Below are 21,871 nucleotides of genomic sequence, written 5' to 3'. Positions count from 1 at the left end.
AAAAGATGCAAGAGTCAAGAAGAAAGATTTTGATCTAACTTAGTGATGAAACCTGTTGTCATCTTTTGAAATTCAATTATTTTGTTTTCTATTTCTTCTGTTTTTGTTTGAGATAGATAATCATTTTGAAAAGCTATCAGTAATTGTGTTTGTAATTCAAATGACGAACCTAAACTAATATTCAAATAATGCTGAAAGTGTTTATTTCCTCTGTTAGAGCCCTCAGCAATATTAGAAGGCATTGAAACAGAACATCGATTCATTTGACTTGTTAAACTATAGATCTCGAATTTTGGAAAAGTTAATGTCAGTTTATAAATATCATTTGTAATATTCATCGCTAAAATCCAAATTTTCAAATTCTTAAAATTATGTCTCATGTTTTTTTGAGGCAAGATAAGAAAGAAAAATAAAAAGTAAGTTTTTTATTACTTTTTAAAAATATGTTTTAAAAATATCTTCATTCCAAAATTAAGTCTTGCTTCTTGCTTCTTGCTTCTTTCCTCTTAAAAAACTACAACACTTCGTAGATCCCCGCGCTTCCTTGCCCAGTTCCTACACACATAGAAACAATTCCGTATTTGTTACCTCGGCGTTTCATTTCATCAAATAACTGAACAGAAAGTTTAGCTCCCGTACAACCCAGAGGGTGTCCTAAAGCGATTGCTCCACCGTTTACGTTTACGATTTCCGGGTTAATGTTTAATTCGCGAGTAACTGCTAAAGCTTGTGAAGCAAAAGCCTCGTTTAATTCAATTAATTCAATATCATTTAATGTTAATCCCGCTTGTTTCAAGGCTTTCGGAATTGCTTTTACCGGACCGATACCCATAATTCTTGGCTCAACACCAGAAGAAGCAAAATTTACTAATCTGGCGATTGGCTCAAGATTTAATTCTTTAACCATGTCCTCACTCATGATTAAAACAAAAGCTGCACCATCACTCATTTGAGATGAGTTACCGGCAGTAACGCTTCCGTCAGCAGCAAAAACAGGTTTTAAACCCGCTAAAGCAGCAACAGAAGTTCCAGCTCTTGGACCTTCGTCTTGTTTTACAACATAAGACTTAGTTTCTTTTTTTCCATTTTCATTGATGTAAGTCTGATCAACAGTAATTGGAACGATTTGTTTGTCGAATTTTCCTTCCGCTTGCGCTTTTAGAGCTTTCATATGAGAGTTGTAAGCAAACTCATCCTGATCTTCTCTTGAAATTTTATATTGGTTTGCAACCGCTTCAGCAGTTAAACCCATTCCCCAATAATAATCTTCGTGACCTGCAGCGGCAACTTTATAATCCGGAGTTGGTTTGTAACCTCCCATTGGAATAAAACTCATACTTTCTGCTCCACCGGCAATGATACAATCTGCCATTCCTGATTGGATTTTTGCAGTCGCCATTCCGATAGTTTCTAATCCTGATGCACAATAACGGTTTACTGTAACTCCAGGAACATCTTCTACTTTTAATCCCATTAAAGAGATCAAACGTCCAACGTTCAAACCTTGTTCTGCTTCCGGCATGGCATTTCCTACCATAACGTCATCGATACGTTTTTTATCAAAATCAGGCAGTTCATCCATCATAAACTGAATGGTTTCTGCTGCTAATTCATCAGGTCTTTTAAATCTAAAAACACCTTTTGGAGCTTTTCCAACTGCTGTTCTATATGCTTTTACTATATATGCTGTTTTCATTTGTTTTGTTTTTTTAAGATTTTAGGAAAAAGAGGCAAGAGGCAAGAGGCAAGAGAAAAGACAAAACTCAGTTTTGAAATCTTGCTTCTTGCATCTTTCTTCTATCTTTTCTAGTTACGAAGTGGTTTTCCTTTAGTTAACATATATTGAATTCTCTCTAAAGTCTTACGCTCAGTACAAAGCGATAAGAAAGCTTCACGTTCGATATCTAATAAATACTGTTCAGATACTAAAGTTGCTTCAGATAAATCACCACCAGCCATTACGTAAGCAAGTTTGTTTGCGATTTTCTTATCGTGCTCAGAAATGTATTTTCCAGCTTCCATTTGATCTGTTCCAACTAAGAACATTCCTAATGCTTGTTTTCCTAAAACTTTAACATCAGTTCTTCTGATTGGTTGTGTATAACCAGCTTCTGCTAATAACAAAGCATGTTTTTTAGCTTCAGCAATCTGACGATCTTTGTTTACTACGATAACATCTTTTCCATGTTGAAGAAGTCCTGTATCAAAAGCTTCATAACCAGAAGTCGAAACTTTAGCCATAGCAATTGTTAAGAAATACTCTTGAAGAACATTTAACTCCACATCGTTTTTGCGGAATAAATCTGAAGCTCTTAAAGCCATTTCTTTAGATCCACCTCCGCCAGGAAGTACACCAACACCAAATTCAACTAATCCCATGTAAGTTTCTGCAGCAGCCACCACTTTATCAGCATGTAAGCTCATTTCGCATCCACCGCCAAAAGTCATTCCGTGAGGTGCTACTACAACTGGAATAGAAGAGTAACGAACGCGCATCATTGTGTCCTGGAACATTTTGATTGCCATGTTCAATTCGTCATATTCCTGCTCAACTGCCATCATGAAAATCATTCCGATATTAGCTCCAACAGAGAAATTCGCTGCTTGGTTACCAATAACTAAACCTTGATATTCTTTTTCAGATAAGTCGATTGCTTTATTGATAGCTTGTAGAACGTCACCACCAATAGTATTCATTTTAGATTGGAATTCTAAGTTTAAAATTCCATCTCCTAAATCCTGAATGATTGCTCCACTATTACTCCAAACTTTTTTGCTTTCGCGGATGTTGTTTAGAATAATGAATGAATCTTGTCCAGGAACTTTTACTTGTGATTTTGTTGGAATGTTATAGAAATAAGTTGCTCCTTCTTTTACAGAATAGAAACTTTCGCTTCCGGAAGCTAACATTTCATTAACCCATGCAGCTGGTTCTAAACCTTCAGCTTTCATGATTTCGATTCCGTTGGCAACACCAATCGCATCCCAAATTTCAAATGGACCATTTTCCCATCCAAAACCGGCTTTCATCGCATCATCAATTTTGTATAATTCGTCTGAGATTTCAGGAATTCTGTTTGATACATAAGCAAACATTCCAGCGAAACTCTTACGGTAGAATTCTCCTGCTTTGTCTTTTCCTTTTACTAAAACTTTAAAACGATTGATTGGTTTATCAATAGTTTTTGTCAGTTCAAGTGTTGCAAAATTTGCTTTTTTAGCAGCGCGGTATTCTAATGTATCTAAGTCTAAAGAAAGAATATCTTTATCTACTTTTTTATAAAAACCTTGACCTGTTTTACTTCCTAACCAATTGTTTTCCATCATTTTTGTGATGAAACCTGGAAGTTTAAACAATTCGTGTTGTTCATCTGTCGGGCAGTTTTCATAAATACCATTGGCAACGTGTACCAAAGTATCTAAACCAACAACGTCAACGGTACGGAAAGTAGCTGATTTTGGACGACCAATAACCGGACCGGTCAATTTATCAACTTCTTCAATCGTTAATCCCATTTCTTTTACTAAATGAAATAAACTCTGGATTCCGTAAATACCAATTCTGTTTCCAATAAATGCCGGAGTATCTTTAGCAACAACCGAAGTTTTTCCTAAAAATTTAGAACCATATTCGTTTAAGAAATCCAATACTTCAGTTGAAGTTTTTGGACCAGGAATAATTTCAAATAATTTTAAGTAACGCGCAGGGTTAAAAAAGTGAGTTCCGCAGAAGTGCTGTTGAAAATCTTCGCTTCTTCCTTCGCTCATAAAATGAATTGGAATACCAGAAGTGTTAGAAGTAACCAGAGTTCCCGGTTTACGGAATTTCTCGATTTGTTCAAAAACTAATTTCTTAATGTCCAAACGTTCTACAACAACTTCGATAATCCAGTCTACATTGGCAATTTTTGCCATATCATCAGTCGTATTTCCAGTTGTGATTCGGCTTGCGAATTTTTGACTGTAAATAGGAGACGGTTTCGATTTTAATGAATTCGCTAAATGTTCGTTAACCACTCGGTTGCGAACAACTTTACTTTCAAGCGTTAATCCTTTTTTAGTTTCAGCTTCTGTCAACTCGCGTGGTACGATGTCAAGCAGTAAAACTTCAACACCAATGTTGGCAAAATGACAAGCTATTCCTGAACCCATAATTCCGGATCCAATTACAGCAACTTTTTTAATTGTGCGTTTCATAATTTGTTACTATTTGTTTTTTTGTATAGAATCTGATTTGTCTTAGAAAATAAGATTATTCATTTTCTAATTTTTCTGTTTGGGTAAATATGTTTTTGTCCTGAATTAATTCATTGATAATTTCTGAAACTTCGATGAAATGTTTTAGTTTTTCGTCTGAAACATGTTTTCTAACAGTTTCATTAAATTTCAAAACAGTATTTTTAGATAAATCTCTTTTTTCTTTTCCAAATTCGGTCAGGTAAATCAAAACACCGCGTCCGTCACTTGGGTTTTTCTTGCGAACAATCAAACCTTTGTCTTCCATCGATTTTAATGTTCTGGTTAAGCTGGTAGCTTCCATTCCCATTCTTGGGCCCAAAGCTGTAGAAGGAGTACCTTCTTCTTTGTCTATACTTAAAAGTGCAAACCCAGTTGCCATTGTGGCGTCGTATTTTGCAGCTTCTTCGTTATACATTCTTGAAACAGCCTGCCATGTAGCCCTCAAAATATAATCTATTGTTTTGTCTTTCATAGGTTAACTATATCGATTTCAAATATAATCAAAAAATACTATGCACGCATATAATTTTTTAATAAATTTTTGGTTAATAAAAAAATGTCTCTGAAATAGAGTGGTTTAAGGTTAATTTTTAATTGAAATATACTATTCTTTTTTGAGATTTAAATAAAATTTTAAGGCTTAAAAAATAATTTCTGATTCTAAATTCATCAAAAAATCCTTTTTATGTAAAAAAAACCTTGTTTGAATAGGAATAAAATTTACTCGCCATATTTAGCTAAAGCATTTTGGAGTATTTTTTTCATGCGATTTCTTAAATTTTCCGGCCGTAGAATTTCAATTCCACTGCCAAAACCAAGAATAAGACGTTCCATTTCATAATTCGGAGAGATGAATAAATGAACTATGATGCTTTTGTCTTCATTTTCCTGAATTAGTCTTTGAGAAGGATGCAAAGGTTTGGTTAATACATAAGGAGCATTTTCTGCATCGATCCAAAGTTCGATTCTTCTGGGTTGTAAACCTGAATTTACGGTCACGCCAATTACATTTTTATAAAATAATTCCGCATCAAAATCTTCTTCTAAATAAGAAAGGCTAAAATCATAATCGATCGAGATAATTCTGTCAAGCGCTAAATTGGTAATGGGCTGAGATCCTTTTGTTTTACCCACTAAAAACCAGCGGTTATTAAATTCCTTCAAAATAAAAGGATGAAAATTAAATTTACTTTCCTCTGCTGACTTAAATGATTTATAAGTAATTACAAGTGCGACTTTTTTTATAATAGCCTGATATATTTCATCTAAATAATGGAGGCCTTTTAGATTTTCGTTTTTATCCAAATAGATAACAGGTTTGGTATGTGATTTTTCGGCGTAGATTTTATCTTCAAGACGTTGCAGAATATCTGAGACATCATTAAAAAGAGAGAAATCCTTAAATTGTTTCAACATAGAAACTGTTTCCGTCAAAACATTCATGTCAGTTTCAGTAAGCGGAATATCTGTTATCGTAAATTCATCATCTTCATATTTATAATACTTTTTATCATACACGACAATTGGTGCATTATAACCGAGTTTTTCACTTCGCATTAATTGAATATCCATTTGAATGGTTCGTTTGCTGATCGGATTTTCACGGCCTTCATATTCAAACAAAGCTTCAGAACAGCATTCGATTAAATCTTCTAATGTCCATGTCCGATATTTATTCTGCAGACATTTGTCGATTGTTTTGTATCTAATTAAGGCATTTTTATTTTGTGACATATCCTGATATTTTTAATCCTTGATTATAAAGATTTCCATTTTCGATTTATTTCTTCAAATTTAATCTGTAGATAAAATCTTATTTTTTAAAAATTGAGCAATCTTTTTTAAAATAAAGAGTGATAAAAATATTTCTCAATCGAAAGCTTAAGTGCTAAAAATACACTTTTTATCGAACTGCGCAAAATAGTTGCGTATTTGATTGGTCACTTCTTTTTAAAACGAGTATTTGTACTATTTTTTTGTTAAAAAAAAACATATACTTTTACGCCTCAAAAACAAAATCTTTTCTATGAGGAAACTCTACTTATTACATCTATATATTGTTTTATTAATTACTTCTTCGGTTTTCGGGTTTAATACTGCCGATAAAAATTATCCAACTCATAAAAGCAATATCGACTTTGTTGTTCCACCAACTGTAGATTTTAATTTCAGCAATGACGGTGCTTGTTCAGGAACTCCTGTTACATTTACTCCTGTTGTTACTGGTGTTGGTCCATTTAAATATGTGTGGAATTTTGGAGACGGAACTCCTAATGCAACAAACAGTAACCCAAGCCATAGCTTTACAGCGTTAGGTTGTGGTATTCAATATTTTACAGTAACACTTACTGTAACGGATGCCAATGGTGAAGTAAATACAAAAACAAATACTGTTTCGGTTTTACAGAAACCGGACTTAAAATTTACAGATCAAAATAATCCAGGATCAAATAAACCCTTTGAAAGATGTGGTGACAATAACTCGAATCCTAAATTTACGATTAATGTTGGAAATAGTTCCAATTCAGTTGGTTGTATAGCAGCATATAGTGTAGATTGGGGAGATGGCACTTCAGAAGCAAATGTAATTTTTCCTAAATCTCATGAATACCAAAAGTTAGGTTCTTTTAATATGGTCATAACCGCAAACGGAACTAACAGTTGCAGTAATTCAATTACTTATGTAGTTAAAAACTCTAATAACCCAATTGGTGCACTTATAGCTCCGGGTAATACAACCAATTTATGTGTACCCGTTGCTCCAATGGATTTTGCAATTGGTGCCTGGGGACTTAATCCTTCAGATACCCAATATCAGGTTAGTTATGGAGACGGTACTTATCAAAGTTATACTCAGACGCAATTAGAAAGTTCTGTATATTATAATAAATTAAATCCACAGGCTTCTCAAAATTTTCCTATTCCACATAAATATACAAGAGCCAATTGTGATACAGGTGGAAGTACTGTCAATTTAACAATAACGACATCTTGTGGTAGCACATACCTTAATGCCGGACCTATTATTATTTTAGACGTACCGGTGATAAGTTATTATGTACCAGCTGTTGCCTGTGTTAATTACGGAGTATCTTTCAGCAATTCAACTTATGCAGGTTATACTAATGGCTGTAGTACTCTTAATGTTTATACTTGGGATTTTGGAGATGGAACAACATCCAGAGATGTTACTCCTTATCACATATATACAAAACCGGGTAAATATGCAGTTACATTGACCGCTACTACGCCTTGCGGAGTTGGAATAACACCACCTCCACAATATATATGTGTAGAGCCAATATTACAGCCTGACTTTACATTTGGTAATGCTTGTGCTTCAACTAATGTTCAAATGACCAATACTACTGACACTAGCTTAAGTTGTGGTGCAGAAAATTATAGATGGGATGTTTATTATTATAATGAAGGATTCTGTGGTAAAGAAACATATCCAGGATCAGCAATGGGCCAATGGAATTTTGCAAATGGAACTGGTTATTCATCTAAAAACCCGGTTTTTAATTTTGTGACACCAGGTACTTATTATGTAAGGCTGACAGCTTGGAATTCGTGTGGAATAACAGCAAGGTCTATTGAAAAAACAATACAAGTAAAGAAACCGCCGGTTATTACGCTAGATCCTATTTCAGATTTTTGTAATTCAGCAACGATAAAACCTGTTGGTAAAGTAGAACAAACTTGTTCTCCTGCTAATGAGATAACTTATTTGTGGACTTTTCCAGGAGGAACGCCGTCTTCATCTACATCGCTTAATCCGGGATCGATAAATTATACAACTAGCGGAAATTATCAGGCAATTTTTAGTGTTACCAATAGTTGCGGGACAACTACAAAAACTGCTAATTTTTCGGTTAATACAGTTCTTTCTCCTGTTATAACGCCAAAAACGGTACAAATTTGTAGTGGTTCTTCTTTTCAGGTTACTCCTTTTACAAACGGAATTGACAATGTACCTGCAGGAACGACTTACATATGGTCTACACCAATAGTTTCTCCTCCGGGAGCTGTAAGTGGAGTTGGTGCGCAATCAAGTCCGGTTACAACAATTAGTCAGTATTTAACGAATAATACGAACAGTCCTGCGACCGTAACATATACAATATCGCCTATATCTAAAGTTTGTCCGGGACCTGATTTTACAATTACAGTTACGGTTGATCCTTTAATAAAAATTGCAGAAACTATAAAAACGGTGACTTGTTTTGGCTTAAGTGACGGAGCAATAACCATAACGGCTGCAGGAGGAATTCCTTTTCCAACAGGAAATCCATATGTATTCTCGTGGACTGGCCCTAATAACTTTAAAAGTTCAAATCAAAACATTTCTAATTTAATAGCAGGAACCTATTATTTAACCGTTACCGATAATGGAAAATGTCCTTTTACAAAAAGCTATTATGTTAGTGAGCCGGGTAAATTTCAGATATTACAACAATCTAAAAGCGACATAACCTGTTTTGGGTTAAATGATGGAAGAATCAATTTTACTCCAACTGGAGGAACTCAGCCTTATACTTATGTATGGTTAAAAGACGGAGTTTCGTTTCCGGTTAACTCTGGTAATCTTACTAATTTAGGACCAGGAAAATATGATGTAACCATTACAGAAGTTAACAGCTGTAATACGCTGACAGGAAGCTATACAATTATCGAACCACCATTATTAGATGTAACTTATGTAAGTCAGGTCGATATTTTGTGTTACGGATATAACACAGGAGAAATTAATGTAAAAACTGTTGGGGGAAGATTTACAGAAACATCTCCTGGCGTTTTTAATTACCGATACTTTTGGAGAGGACCAAACGGATATACAAGTACAGTTCAAAACCCAAGAAATTTATATGCAGGAACCTATGATTTAACTGTTACTGATAATTCTGGTTGTACAGATAAGTTACAAGTGATTTTACTTCAGAACGATGAGATAAAATTAAATTATACAAAAACCGAAATAGCGTGTTATAATTATGCTAATGCATCGATTACCATAAATAGTATTACAGGAGGAGTTCCGTTTGCAACCGGAGATCCATATATTATAAAATGGAGCAATTTAGGTACAGGACTTGTACAAAATAATTTATCTGCCGGAACATATATTATCACGATTACAGATTCATTAGGTTGTCCTAAAGTATTCACTATCGTGATAGATAATGCACCAGTTTTTACCATAAATCCGGATGTAAAACAAATATCTTGTTTTGGTCAAAAAGACGGGCATATTCGTCTTAATCTAGTTGGAGGTAAAGCTCCTGTTAAACTCGTTTGGGATGATGATGCAACAGCAGGAATTGAGAGAAATAATATTGGTCCAGGAAAATATTCAGTAACCATTACGGATGCCAAAAATTGTGAAATAAAAGAAACTTTTACAATAGTAGAACCTTTATTACTGGAAATAAGAGGAGAAGTATCTAATCCGTTAGATTGCGTTAGAGCCGATACCGGTCAGATTAATTTAGTAGTAACAGGTGGTACGCAACCTTATAGCTACAGCTGGTCTAATGGACAAAAAACAGAAGATTTAGTCAATCTTGTTCCCGGAAATTATACTGTTGTTGTAACAGATGCTAATGGATGTAAACAAACAGAAACCTGGAAAATTACCCGATTTGACCAACTAACACCAACAGTTGAAGTTTTAACCGAATTTAATTGTGATACCAAATATGTCAAACAAACATTTGTTGGACATGTAAAAGGTGGAATCCCGCCGTATACTTTAAGCTGGTCAGATGGTGATGTTAGTGGAGCGAATAACGAAATTATGAATACCGAAAATAACGGTTTAATCATCTTTACCGTTACAGATAGTTTTGGTTGTAAAGCCGACTATGCACTTAATGTGGATACTCCGGTTTTAGGTCTGGCCAATTTCTCAACGACTTCTTATGGTAAAGAAATGTTTGATTTATATTCTATTTATGATCCGGTAAAATTTACAAATCTGGCGACAGGTGATTTTACCAGCACATCATGGGATTTTGGAGATGGTAATTTCTCAACTGAAGAAAGTCCGGAACATATTTATACAAGAGTTGGAACTTACACCATAAAACAAACGGTAAATTATCCTTTTGGATGTCAATACAGTTATAGCGCTACAATAAAAGTAGAAAAAGGATATAGCATTATTATACCAAATGCATTTACGCCAAATAACGATGGGTTTAACGACACATTTGCACCTGTATTTTTAGGATTGTCAAACATTACGCTGGACATTTTTGATACCTGGGGAGCCGTTGTATATTCTGAAACCGGAACAAACATCAGAGGATGGAATGGAAGGATAAAAGATTTAGAGGCCGAAAATGGTAACTATTATTATAGAATTACGCTAAAAACCTTTTACAATCATACGTTGATCGAAAAAGGAGCATTGACATTAATTAAATAAAAGCAACAAGATTTACAATGAAATTAAAACTATTTTTTATAATTATAACATGTTGCTTTTTTTCGCAGGCAAGAGCTCAGGATCCTATTTTCACACAATATTTTTTAATTCCGGAAACCCTGAATCCAGGATTCTCTGGGTTTATGGAAACCACTTATGCAGGAATAATTCACCGCGAACAATGGCCGGATCTTGATCTTAGGATAGATACAGATTATGCCTTCGTAAATACCTGGAGCGATGACATAAACAGTGGTTTTGGCGTTAGTTTCTTAAACCAGAGAGAAAATATATCCAACTATAATTTTTCTGAAATCAATGCTAATTATGCTTACAAAGTTCGATTAAATGATTATTGGGAATTTAGACCCGCAATTGAAGTGGGTTACGGAATAAAATCCTTTGCATTTCAGAATTTATTATTAGAAGACCAGATTAATATAGGAACCGGAGTTATAAACTCAAGTTCGATGGACCCTATTTTACTGAATAGAAAAGTCAACTTTTTTGATGTATCGGCGGGAATGGTTTTTAATACCGATGAAATTTGGATTGGTCTTTCGATGAAACATCTTAACAAACCGAACATTGCATTTAGTTCAGAAGGAAACGTACCGTTAAATACTTTTTTCTCGCTAAGTGCAGGTTACGAATTTCTTATTGCAGATTATATCGATGCTGTATTGTTGCCGTATGAAACTAAGTTTTTTGTAACCTCAAATTATATGCAACAAGGCCGTTATAACCGATTTGATTTAGGAGCTTCCATTTTATTTGAAAAGATATTTTTTGGAGCAACAGCAGTCACAAACCCAGCAAAAAACGGAATCAATGGCGATTTACTAACATCAGTAAACCTATTTACAGGATTGCAATATGAAAATTTACGTTTAGGATTGTCATACGATTTAAACACCACCAAAATCGGAAAAACTGGAGGTATTTACGAGCTTTCGCTAACGTATCAATTCAGTTTAGCAAAAAAATGTTTTGGTTGTCCTAATTACGAAGGAAAAAATTAGTAATTAAATACTTTTCGTTTCAGCTTTTGGGCGTGTCCCTCCGGGTCGTCCCGAAGCTTCGGGATCGGCTATATCTTTTGCCTTGCTTCGCCGGCAAAAGGATACCGCCTCTATCCCTCACGCATTTAGGTTAATAATGATAAATTGTTCTAAAAATATTTTATATAGAGACCCGCAGAAATGCATCAAACATCTCATAAATAATCGTTACACATAGCAAACCCGACAGGTTTTATCCTGAGGCTTCGGATAAAACCTGTCGGGTTTAACAACGGTAATATTTACATCAACAATAAAATCTCTGCCTCAATATTCTTTCGGGCTTTCTCTTCATATAAATTCCTGAATTCATCAGTTTGAAAAATAAAGTCATTCTTCAAAAAATGGTTCAAAGCTTGAGCCCTTCCCGGTTTGTATAAAAAATCAGGATAAATACGATATTCTTTTCGAATTTGCTCAAAATACACTTTATAAGCTTCCCAATCCCAGGCAAGAACTTTCAAATCAAAATCGATTAGCCAATTAATATCTTTAACTATATTTTGTTGATGATGTTGAGTAGCACAAATCGCATCAAAAACTAATTTTTTATCAAGCTTGGCATTTTCAGGCAAAACAGACAATGCAAATTCTGCACTTTTGAGTTCATTATCTTTTTTACGACTAGAATAAATATAATCGTGATAAAAAATAGAAAATAATATTTCATTCGGAAATTGAAGCTTGTCGAAGTAAGTTTCATAACTCTCAATCATAGCTTCAATATGAGTTAGATTATGATAATGTCTTGATTTATTGGAATATGCTTTTTCTAAATTCAACCAATTCTTCTGAATATCACTTTCAGCAAAACCAATTTTATCGAGCAATTCGGTAAATTTTTCCTTAAGATTCATATTCTTTTTTACTCAAAAATAACATTTCTTTTTCACTGCGCAAAATAACTGCGTACTACTTTTGAAATCTTTGTTCAGGAAATAAAACAAGTTCATTGAAAATATAAAAAGAATAAAATAGGTCAAGTTTAAGTTACTTCAGAAAAACCATTAAAAGATTTACACTTATACCATTACATTTTTATTCAAATATTATGAGGCAGTAGCTCAGCGGTTAGAGCAGGTAGTTTTGAAATTATCCATCAAAGGTCAATCAAAACTTACTTCGTACACTTTTAATGTCCGGGTCGTGGGTTCGAATCCCATCTGCTTCACTATTAATGATCAATTAAAACTTACGTCAGAAAATTGGTAACTCCGGTTCGAGTCCGGCAAGTTTTAAAATTATTATTAATAAAAATGAGGGTCAAGATTAACTTACTTCCGGGGTTTCCCCACCAAATTAAGTCTTTGAATCAGTTAATCCATTACACTCTAATTTCAGGTCAAGTGTTTCTTACTTCAAAACTCTTTTAGGTAGAAATCAGAAACACAATTATCTAAATTTTAAAAATTAAAAAAATGAAAACAAAAGAATTATTAAAAATCAGTTTGCGTCAAAACGCCATTTTCATTCCATCAGAAATGATAGTGAATGATATCAAAAATTTATCAGGAACAACATCGGTTTTATTGGCCAATGTTTCAAAACTCGGATTTACGTTTTCCGAATCATTATTACATGCTTTAAATAACGTAAACCCGAATTATAAAGTTGAAGTTTTAGAAGTTTTAAAAGAAGTTTTAGGAACAGATAAAAACTGGAGACCTTTGGTTAAAGAATGGAATATTCCAACTGGAGAATCTATTTTAGACCATGTAGTTACGTACTTCTGGAATGTTTTAAAGATAAAAAACGGAACGACTTTAGAATGCGGACATATTATTCCGGATAATACTTTTCCATTAGAGAGATACAATGGTTGCCCGTTTTGTGGAACTCCGTTCGAATTTGGAAAAATTGAAAATTTCGGACAAGGAAGTAAATTGAAAGTTCTTGAGTTGTGGTCAGAAAAAGATTTAAATGATTTCTATATATCATTATTGCAATCAAAAACGGCTTTAGACACTACGCAAGTAGATAGTTTAAAAATGGCGATGAAATATTTGCCATTGCCAAAAACAGATGTTGCAATGAAGGAAACTTTAATGCTTGTAATTGATCTTTTGATTGAAAACGGGAAAGAAGATGAAGCTTCTCAATTTTTAAAAACGCCAACCGATATCTTAAGATATTTGTGGTTTAAAAATACAGGAATATTACAGATTATTGAGCCAAAAACGATTATCAAGAGAACAGCCAAAAATCAGACACATTTTTATGAATTTATGGATGCAAGTGCGAAAGCAAAAATTGCAGCACAAAAAGATTTAAAACTTAAATATTCAAGAAAAGAATGTTTAATGGTAGCGTCCTGGTTGAATAATTTGGATATGAAAGTAGAAGCAATGTGCGAAATCATGCACCCAAAAAGAGGAATGTGGATTCGTTTTATCAGAGCGTTGCGTTTGGCAGAATACAGCAAAAGAAAAGGCTTTGAAAAATTAGCTTTTTTAATGGATGTATTTTACAATCAGGTTTATGATGTTTGGCAAAGTAAAGTAAACACATCAAGATTAAAGTTTGATGCCGATAAAACATTTGCATTGTTGAAACAGCGTCCGGGTTTATTTGCACGTTCGTTATTCTCTAATATGCTTTGGTTTGGTGCAGACGAAACTATTGCACATTTTGAAGAAATCATCGATAAAGTTCCGGCTAGATTGGTGTTTACATTAAATATGTATGCTCAAAATTATTTTGATAAAAACATACAAAGAAGTGTAAAACCTTTGGGCGGAACAAACAAAAAAATTGCACCAAACAGTTTGTTGAATTTATATAACGAAACGCAATTAGAGGCGATGAAAAATCAAATCGAAGCATTGTGTCTTTTAGCCATGAAAAAGCGTTTTGCAGCAATCAAAAACACGAATAAAACAATCTATATAGATCCGCAATTGTTTAATATGCCAGTTTCGATTGGAGATAGAAGCGAAACGGTTCAGGATTTACCAGTTGCTTTAATGGGAACACGTTTTCCAATTGAAGGAAACGAAGTACGATTGTTTATGCAATGGGGGAATGGTTTGCCAGCACAACATTTAGATATGGATTTAAGCTGTCATATTGCTTTTGAAAACAGTATGGATATTTGTTCTTACAGCCGATTGGAAACAACAGGTTGTAAACATAGCGGTGATATCAGAAGTATTCCAAATAAAGTTGGAACCGCTGAGTATATTAATATCGATATTGATAAATTGGCAAAAGTCAATGCAAAATTTGTAACTTTTACCTGCAATGCGTACAGCAACGGAAGTATCACTCCAAATCTTGTTGTAGGTTGGATGAACAGTAAACACCCGATGAAAATTTCGGAGAAAACCGGAGTTGCATACGATCCGTCGTGTGTAGATCATCAGGTTCGTGTTACGCAAAATGTTGCCAAAGGCTTGGTTTTTGGAGTTCTTGATGTAGCCAAAAGAGAAATCGTTTGGTTAGAGATGACTTTTGGAGGTCAGGTTGTAGGAGGTTTGGATTTTAAAGGAGTTCAGGCATTATTGGCAAAATTGAGCAGTAAATTGAATATTGGTAGTTTATTAAAACTTAAAGCAGAAGCTCAGGGTTTAGCCATTACCGAAGATCAAAATGCTGATGAGGTTTATGATGCACAATGGGCGATAAATGCTTCGGCAGTTACGCAATTATTAATAGATTAAGGAGAGTTACAAAGGTTCAGAGGCGCAAAGGAACAAAGTTTTATTGTAGAGACGCACGGAAGTGCGTCTTCGCAAAGTATTAATTAAGCGTACTGTTTGTCATCCTGAGGAACGAAGGATCACACAAGTAGCTCCACACAGAACTTGACAATCTTTGTAGAATTCCGTGTGTGATCCTTCGTTCCTCAGGATGACAAAAAAAGAGAAAATCATTTTAATCCTCAAAACCTGTGGCTTTGGGAGAAAAAAAATAAGTACGCAAAATAACTGCGCAGCAGTAAAAAACCTTTGCACCTATGAACCTTAGAACCTTTGCCCCTTTAAAAACAAAAACAATGAATACACAAATAAACGGTACAGATATATTAGAATTAGGATTCCCAGAAGGAAAAACAATTGGGATTGCCTTAAAAATAAACAGTAAAAGAAACGGTTTTACGCGTGATGAAATGATCACAAACTTTAAAAACGTTTTAGAATCTCCGGAAAACTATATCGACGATAAAATTTTCAGCAAACTGGCTGTTGCTTTAATCGAAAAAGCCAATGAAAAGCCAGAAGATTTCATCGCTTTAAATGAAAACCCAAATGCGTATTCAGCTTACGGATTAGATCATATTGAAGACGGAGCCAGAAAACAAATGGAAGTTGCCATGAAACTTCCCGTTACCGTTGCCGGAGCTTTAATGCCAGATGCGCATCAAGGTTACGGATTACCGATTGGCGGAGTTTTAGCCACCAAAAATGCCATTATTCCGTATGGTGTCGGAGTTGATATTGGTTGTCGAATGGCATTATCAGTTTATGATATTGCGGAGGATTTTTACTTTGAAAACGAAGCCAAATTCAAAAGAGAATTAATTGCCAATTCTATTTTTGGAGCAGGTCACGGATTTCACGGACAATACAAATCAGATCATTCGGTTTTAGAAAATGATGCTTTTAATATGACTCCGTTTGTGAAAAATTTAAAAGATAAAGCGTGGTCGCAATTAGGATCTTCTGGCGGTGGAAATCACTTTGTAGAATTCGGAATCATGGAATTTGCAAAAGACGATGCCGTTTTGAATATTCCAAAAGGAAAATATGTTGCTTTGTTAACGCATTCAGGTTCACGTGGAATGGGCGCAACAATTGCCGGACATTATACTAAAATCGCCAAAGACGAATGCAAACTTCCGGAAGTAGCAAGAAACTTAGCGTATTTGGATATGAGCTCACAAATGGGTCAGGAATATTGGCTGGCGATGAACCTTGCGGGAGATTATGCTTCGGCTTGTCACGAGATTATCCATAACAAAATGGAACGTGCTTTGGGCGCCACAATTTTAGCCAAAGTCGAAAACCACCATAATTTTGCCTGGAAAGAAATCTGGAATAGCGAAGAAGTAATCGTGCATAGAAAAGGAGCAACCCCAGCCGGAAAAGGCGTTATGGGAATCATTCCGGGAAGTATGACCGCGCCTGGATTTTTGGTGAGAGGAAAAGGCGAGGAGAACGCCATAAATTCGGCTTCGCACGGTGCAGGAAGACAAATGAGCCGAACACAAGCCATAAAAAATATCACTAAAACAGAAATGCAATCGATTCTACAAGATCACGGCGTTACGCTTATTGGCGCAGGTTTAGACGAAGCGCCAATGGCTTATAAAGATATCAATCAGGTTATGGAAGCTCAACAGGATTTGGTTGATGTCGTTGCGAAGTTCACACCAAAATTGGTTAGAATGGCTGATGACGGAAGTAGAGAAGATTAAAAAAGAAGCAAGAGGCAAGAGGCAAGAGAATAGAGTAAAGAGAATAGACGCAAGAAGAAATAATTTTTGGTCTTGTCTCTTGCTTCTTTCTTCTTAAAATCTTAAAATAAAAAACAAAGGACTCAAAGAGGAAACCTCTGAACCTCTGCCTCTTTGAGCCTTTGCAACTTAAAAAAAAACATGAATACATATATAGATATCGGAATTAATTTAACGAATAAACAATTCCACAACGACATAGACGATGTTGTACAAGACGCTTTAGATGCCGATGTATCGCAAATGATACTAACGGGAACAAGCGTAAAAAATAGTGAAGCTTCGGCTGCAATCGCAAAACAATATCCGGGAATATTATATTCGACTGCAGGAATTCATCCGCATGATGCGAAAAGTTTTGATACACAAAGCATTTCAAGATTACGAAATTTATTAAAACAGAAACATGTAGTTTCGGTAGGCGAGTGCGGACTCGATTTTGATCGTGATTTTTCGCCCAGAAACATTCAGGAAACGTGTTACAAAGCCCAATTAGAATTGGCAATCGAAGTTCAGAAACCTTTGTTTTTGCATGAAAGAGCTGCTTTTACAAAGTTTATGAGCATTACAAAAGAGTATTTGCCGCAATTGCCAAAAGCGGTTGTACATTGTTTTACAGGAACTTTGCAGGAAGCTAAAACCTATCTCGATAACGGATTTTATCTTGGTTTTACGGGAGCGATTTCTGATACCAAACGTTTCAGTCATTTAAAAGAAGTGATTCAATACGTTCCACTTGACCGAATGATGATCGAAACCGATGCTCCGTTTATGCTTCCTAAAAATACTCCGAACAGTCTTTTGAAGAAATACCATGAACGTCGCTGCGAACCAGCTTTTCTGCCTTTTGTGGCGGGAACTGTGGCACAGTTTAAAGGGATTTCTTTGGATAAAGTGGCGGAGGAAACGACTAGGAATGCTAAAATTTTTTTTGGTATTTAAGTTATAATTATAAAGATTATTTGTTGGCTTTTAAATCAGGTGTTTGTACTTGGTTTGAAGGTTTTTTGTTTATATACTCCTGCTAGCGCAATCGCAATTCTATACTATTATCTACATTGTTTAAACGTTACATTCTGTATGTTCACGATCTAGAATCTCGCACCAGTGGAAGAACTGGGGCCATTATACTTACTAATCTAAATTAATTTTAGAATAACAATCTATAATAGTATCTGTTGAAATACTATCTCTAACTAATGTTTTTATTTTTTGAATACTTTTATCTTTATAATAATAGTATCTTTTGTAATCAATTTTTGTATTAAAATAGTTAGCCCTTAAATTAATCTCTTGAAATTGTTTTATTTTATTTTTCAAAATTTCAACGGAAATAATCTTAGAATTATCAGGTAGATATTCTATTTTATCTAATTGAGGAAGAATGAAATTACAATCACTAAAGAAATCTTCTTCTTTGTCGCTCTCCTTAACTTTGCAGTTTTCTTTAATAATTTTTTCAATTTGTTTGTCTTTTTTCAAAAAATCTAAATTTATAATAGGATTTATATTCATGCATCCATCGGCATTTTGAGAATATTTAATATCTGTAATTGTAGTAGTGTAGTTTACATATAGTATATTTCCTCCGGCAATACGTTTTTTTTGTTCTCGACTGTATATAAATTGGTTGACTAACAGATCATTATTATTTATTGTAAATGTAATTGAATCGTTTTCTTTACTATTACCATAAACTCTTGCATATTCTTCATTGTTTTCGTGGAAATAATGACGGATTTCCATCTCTTTATTATTAGAATGAATTATGACATAATCTTTATTAGAAACTTTACATGAAATTGTCAATAGCGAGATAAAAACAGTGATTAGTTTATTTTTTTTCATACACTTTCTTTTTTCTTGATTTTAATTCTTTCCAAAAAATAGTGCCCAAATAAACAGCTGTTGATTCAAGCGCTATAGTTTCAGAGGTCGAAAATCGATTATTAGGATTTACTCCAGGTGTATATTTCTCTTGAGGTACATTAAAAGTTCCCCCTAATTTTTCAACACCTATTTTCCATTTTTTATAATGTTCATCTGAAATAGTCCATCCCATAGTGTTCATATGAATTTCAAATTTACCTGTTGAAAATCTGTTATCATTTGGCAGAAATTGAGCTTGTTCCGCCCCATCCCACATCGTTGCTCCATTACTAGCATCATTTTCAGACGTTAAAGAGTATATTAACGCACCAATAGCTAACTGCATTTTGGTACCATTTCTTTTCTCAATTTCTTTTTCTCTAAACAATTGTGCTTGATCACTATCACTACCATAAGCGATCTTATTAATTTTATGAACACTTGCTATTGCAAACATTTCCATTGCTAATTCCATTGTAAAGCCAATACTTATTTTATAAGCAGAACTTTCGCCGTAAATAGTTGAACTTAAGGTTGTGAATTTTTCATGAGGAATATTCACATCATTTTCTTTCAATATCCTAGTGTTATTATATGTTACAAAATCATTTCCATTTTTATCTTTTTGAGTAGATTTCCCATCACAAACATAAACATCATTAACACTTCCTTGAAAATCAGATTCATTTATTTTACCTTCAAAAGTTCCGTCGTTATTATAAAAATGTCCATTTACATTTATAATACGATCGTCAAATCTAGCTGGCGGATCTTCAGGTTCTCCATAGCTATATTCAGGAGCAAAATAATCAATTCTTCCGTTAGAATTAATTTCTACACCTTCTTTAGCATAAATTCTTGTGGTTCCTCCAACATTGGTTGTAATGTTGCCTTTTACTCTTAAATTATATGACATAATAATTATTTTTCTTCGGTTATGATAAAAGTGACAAAATCTATAGCATGAAACTGATCATCGGCATAAAATGTTTTGTTGGCAATTTCCTGAATTTCTTTTTTAGGCAGCATTATCATTCTTACTCCATCTGATCTTCTAATTTCATCACCATAGTTTCTTAATACAAAATGTTCAAAATTTATTCTTATTTGTCGTGGCGAACTTGTCATATAATTTCCAAAAGGATCATCATAAAATATATCGCCATCACCTGTTACTCTAAAAGTAGCTTTATTTATAGTATTTCGATACATCCAAGCACTGCCATCCGGATTTAATGTCAAATCTATTCCGCTAACTGTTTTTCTCATCTTCAATTAGTTTTGTCTGGTAGCTTCGCCACTATTATTTTTAATATCTTTTTGAGAGTGTATTTCATGAGAATTTTCACTGTTGGACACCACCTTTCCATTACTCAATATATTGTGATCTTTTTTAAGTTCTGAATTATAATCACCTTCAATATTTGCATCAAAATTCCCTCCTACATATAAGAATTTGCTTCCTGTAACATTTGTATTTAAAATCCCTCCAACAACTGTAGTTTTATCAAGTGTTGCTGTTTCAGAAATACTTGTTCCGGCATTCGACGTTATACTTTCTGAAGCATTTATTATAAGATTTTTGCAATTCAAAGTAATTGTTTCGCTAGAAGTCAAAGTCATACTTTTTAATTCTTCATCCAAATGAATTTCATTCCCACTCGGGTCAGAAAGCCAGATTCCTACTTTCTCAATAAACTTGAACAACTGACCAAATCTCAGTTTCCATCCTTTAATCATGTTTTTAGAATCAAAAAATTCAGGTTTAGCTTTTCCGTTATAATGCGATGCTAAAACATACGGGCAATCGATATTATTGCCTTCAAAATCAACCAACACTTCATCACCAATTTCAGGTCTCCAGTAAATTCCTCTTCCGTCTCCTGAATATTGTTGTGCTACACGCATCCATTCACTTTTTGTGCTTCCGGCTCCCCAATAAAAATCGACTTTTATACGTCCTAATCCTTCCGGATCAGTGTTGTCAAATACTTTGGCAGACTGGCTTTGTGCAATGGCAAATGCATTTACATTGGTATAATGCGGCGCGGCAACATCGGCAGGAATAGCTTTGAACTCACACTTGTAATTTCCGTGAATTTGTGAGTGGTGTATTATTTCAATGGCAACAAGTTCATGTTCGACCGTTTGGTTTTGAATCGTAAAAACCTGTCCTAAACCAATAGGCAAATAAGATATTCCGGTATAAAAAACACTGTTGGCATCTCGACCAGCAGTTTGCAGTTTGGCCAGTTCGGTAATATCTGTTGCATTTTGTGCCTGATTGGTATAGGCGCCAATATTTAGATTGGGTTGAGAAACCGAGGCTTGTCTGTCTAAAACAACCTTTGCGAAACTATCAACGCTTCCTGTATTGGTTTTGGCTTCTGAGGCTGTAATATTGCTGGCCAAATTATAATCATAACCTCCAAAAGAAGTTTTATGGGAAACTAAATTGGTTTCAATACCAAATTCATGCAGCGAAGCCCCGTTGATTAATTTGACCTTACTCGTTTTGGTTTGTCCAAATTGCATGCGCATTCCGTCAAAATAAAACCACTGTCCGTAACGGGCAGAAAGACGTTTTAAGAAATCAAAACTGGTTTCGTTGTATTGCGGTTTGTAATCGAAAATTTTGGTGTAAGTTGGTTCAATAGCATCTCTTTGGTAAAATTCTCCTGCAGTTTCTTCGGCAAAAATATTCAGTGCTATTTCCTGTAGGTTGCGATCCAGAAAAGTCCTGGATTTTTTCATGTCATCGAGTAAAATCGTGTGACTTATACCTTTTACGTGCAAACCAACCGGACTTCCGTTTAC

At 34.4% G+C, this 21,871-nt stretch carries 15 protein-coding genes and 1 tRNA gene; 6 read left to right on the top strand and 10 right to left on the bottom strand.

What is annotated here, in order from left to right; genetic code table 11:
- Positions 1–14 precede the first annotated feature (14 nt).
- The 5 genes from GKZ86_RS23945 to GKZ86_RS23925 form a co-directional block, all read right to left on the bottom strand.
- On the bottom strand, positions 15–380 hold the full coding sequence (locus GKZ86_RS23945; protein ID WP_154785551.1) for a four helix bundle protein: 366 nt from the start codon (positions 378–380) through the stop codon (positions 15–17).
- 134 nt (positions 381–514) lie between these two features.
- A complete protein-coding gene (locus tag GKZ86_RS23940) occupies positions 515–1,696 on the bottom strand; it encodes an acetyl-CoA C-acyltransferase (RefSeq protein WP_154785550.1) in 1,182 nt (393 codons plus the stop codon).
- A gap of 110 nt (positions 1,697–1,806) precedes the next feature.
- The gene (locus tag GKZ86_RS23935; protein ID WP_154785549.1) at positions 1,807–4,197 is read right to left on the bottom strand and encodes a 3-hydroxyacyl-CoA dehydrogenase/enoyl-CoA hydratase family protein; all 2,391 of its coding nucleotides are present in this window, start codon (positions 4,195–4,197) and stop codon (positions 1,807–1,809) included.
- A 55-nt stretch (positions 4,198–4,252) separates the two neighbouring features.
- On the bottom strand, positions 4,253–4,711 hold the full coding sequence (locus tag GKZ86_RS23930) for a MarR family winged helix-turn-helix transcriptional regulator (protein WP_154785548.1): 459 nt from the start codon (positions 4,709–4,711) through the stop codon (positions 4,253–4,255).
- Positions 4,712–4,959: 248 nt separating this feature from the next.
- Positions 4,960–5,973 carry a YafY family protein gene (locus GKZ86_RS23925; protein WP_154785547.1) on the bottom strand — a complete coding sequence of 338 codons (1,014 nt, stop codon included), beginning with the start codon at positions 5,971–5,973 and terminating at the stop codon, positions 4,960–4,962.
- A 292-nt stretch (positions 5,974–6,265) separates the two neighbouring features.
- Between GKZ86_RS23925 and GKZ86_RS23920 the strand changes: the two genes are divergently transcribed.
- Positions 6,266–10,669 (top strand): PKD domain-containing protein, encoded by a 4,404-nt coding sequence (locus tag GKZ86_RS23920; protein WP_154785546.1) that lies wholly within the window; start codon positions 6,266–6,268, stop codon positions 10,667–10,669.
- Between the two features lie 17 nt (positions 10,670–10,686).
- Positions 10,687–11,691: a type IX secretion system membrane protein PorP/SprF gene (locus GKZ86_RS23915; RefSeq protein ID WP_154785545.1), complete on the top strand. Its 1,005-nt coding sequence runs from the start codon at positions 10,687–10,689 to the stop codon at positions 11,689–11,691.
- A gap of 281 nt (positions 11,692–11,972) precedes the next feature.
- Here the strand turns inward: GKZ86_RS23915 and GKZ86_RS23910 are convergent, their stop codons facing one another.
- Positions 11,973–12,587 (bottom strand): hypothetical protein, encoded by a 615-nt coding sequence (locus tag GKZ86_RS23910; protein ID WP_154785544.1) that lies wholly within the window; start codon positions 12,585–12,587, stop codon positions 11,973–11,975.
- A 196-nt stretch (positions 12,588–12,783) separates the two neighbouring features.
- On the opposite strand from GKZ86_RS23910, the gene GKZ86_RS23905 reads away from it, so the two are divergent.
- The 4 genes from GKZ86_RS23905 (at position 12,784) to GKZ86_RS23890 (ending at position 18,127) form a co-directional block, all read left to right on the top strand.
- Positions 12,784–12,901, top strand: a tRNA-OTHER gene (locus GKZ86_RS23905).
- A 247-nt stretch (positions 12,902–13,148) separates the two neighbouring features.
- Positions 13,149–15,389, top strand: coding sequence for a hypothetical protein (locus GKZ86_RS23900; RefSeq protein ID WP_154785543.1), 2,241 nt, complete (start codon positions 13,149–13,151; stop codon positions 15,387–15,389).
- Between the two features lie 335 nt (positions 15,390–15,724).
- On the top strand, positions 15,725–17,146 hold the full coding sequence (locus GKZ86_RS23895; protein ID WP_154785542.1) for an RtcB family protein: 1,422 nt from the start codon (positions 15,725–15,727) through the stop codon (positions 17,144–17,146).
- Between the two features lie 180 nt (positions 17,147–17,326).
- Positions 17,327–18,127: a TatD family hydrolase gene (locus tag GKZ86_RS23890; RefSeq protein ID WP_154785541.1), complete on the top strand. Its 801-nt coding sequence runs from the start codon at positions 17,327–17,329 to the stop codon at positions 18,125–18,127.
- 192 nt (positions 18,128–18,319) lie between these two features.
- Here the strand turns inward: GKZ86_RS23890 and GKZ86_RS23885 are convergent, their stop codons facing one another.
- The 4 genes from GKZ86_RS23885 to GKZ86_RS23870 all read right to left on the bottom strand — a co-directional run.
- Positions 18,320–19,033 (bottom strand): hypothetical protein, encoded by a 714-nt coding sequence (locus GKZ86_RS23885; protein ID WP_154785540.1) that lies wholly within the window; start codon positions 19,031–19,033, stop codon positions 18,320–18,322.
- The gene (locus GKZ86_RS23880; protein ID WP_154785539.1) at positions 19,020–19,970 is read right to left on the bottom strand and encodes a hypothetical protein; all 951 of its coding nucleotides are present in this window, start codon (positions 19,968–19,970) and stop codon (positions 19,020–19,022) included. The genes GKZ86_RS23885 and GKZ86_RS23880 overlap by 14 nt, the downstream gene beginning before the upstream one ends.
- A gap of 5 nt (positions 19,971–19,975) precedes the next feature.
- Complete coding sequence (locus GKZ86_RS23875) at positions 19,976–20,323, bottom strand: hypothetical protein (RefSeq protein ID WP_154785538.1); 348 nt, start codon at positions 20,321–20,323, stop codon at positions 19,976–19,978.
- A gap of 6 nt (positions 20,324–20,329) precedes the next feature.
- A partial coding sequence (locus GKZ86_RS23870) for a type VI secretion system Vgr family protein (protein ID WP_154785537.1) occupies positions 20,330–21,871 on the bottom strand: 1,542 nt, incomplete at its 5' end.

The organism is Flavobacterium sp. LC2016-13, assembly GCF_009707955.1.
Taxonomy (GTDB): Bacteria; Bacteroidota; Bacteroidia; order Flavobacteriales; family Flavobacteriaceae; genus Flavobacterium.
This window is presented reverse-complemented; position numbering and strand designations above follow the sequence as displayed.

Bases quoted from the DNA above. Each gene is read 5' to 3' on its own strand.
- GKZ86_RS23945 (WP_154785551.1), bottom strand. From the start codon at position 380: ATGAGACATAATTTTAAGAATTTGAAAATTTGGATTTTAGCGATGAAT.
- GKZ86_RS23940 (WP_154785550.1), bottom strand. From the start codon at position 1,696: ATGAAAACAGCATATATAGTAAAAGCATATAGAACAGCAGTTGGAAAA.
- GKZ86_RS23935 (WP_154785549.1), bottom strand. From the start codon at position 4,197: ATGAAACGCACAATTAAAAAAGTTGCTGTAATTGGATCCGGAATTATG.
- GKZ86_RS23930 (WP_154785548.1), bottom strand. From the start codon at position 4,711: ATGAAAGACAAAACAATAGATTATATTTTGAGGGCTACATGGCAGGCT.
- GKZ86_RS23925 (WP_154785547.1), bottom strand. From the start codon at position 5,973: ATGTCACAAAATAAAAATGCCTTAATTAGATACAAAACAATCGACAAA.
- GKZ86_RS23920 (WP_154785546.1), top strand. From the start codon at position 6,266: ATGAGGAAACTCTACTTATTACATCTATATATTGTTTTATTAATTACT.
- GKZ86_RS23915 (WP_154785545.1), top strand. From the start codon at position 10,687: ATGAAATTAAAACTATTTTTTATAATTATAACATGTTGCTTTTTTTCG.
- GKZ86_RS23910 (WP_154785544.1), bottom strand. From the start codon at position 12,587: ATGAATCTTAAGGAAAAATTTACCGAATTGCTCGATAAAATTGGTTTT.
- GKZ86_RS23900 (WP_154785543.1), top strand. From the start codon at position 13,149: ATGAAAACAAAAGAATTATTAAAAATCAGTTTGCGTCAAAACGCCATT.
- GKZ86_RS23895 (WP_154785542.1), top strand. From the start codon at position 15,725: ATGAATACACAAATAAACGGTACAGATATATTAGAATTAGGATTCCCA.
- GKZ86_RS23890 (WP_154785541.1), top strand. From the start codon at position 17,327: ATGAATACATATATAGATATCGGAATTAATTTAACGAATAAACAATTC.
- GKZ86_RS23885 (WP_154785540.1), bottom strand. From the start codon at position 19,033: ATGAAAAAAAATAAACTAATCACTGTTTTTATCTCGCTATTGACAATT.
- GKZ86_RS23880 (WP_154785539.1), bottom strand. From the start codon at position 19,970: ATGTCATATAATTTAAGAGTAAAAGGCAACATTACAACCAATGTTGGA.
- GKZ86_RS23875 (WP_154785538.1), bottom strand. From the start codon at position 20,323: ATGAGAAAAACAGTTAGCGGAATAGATTTGACATTAAATCCGGATGGC.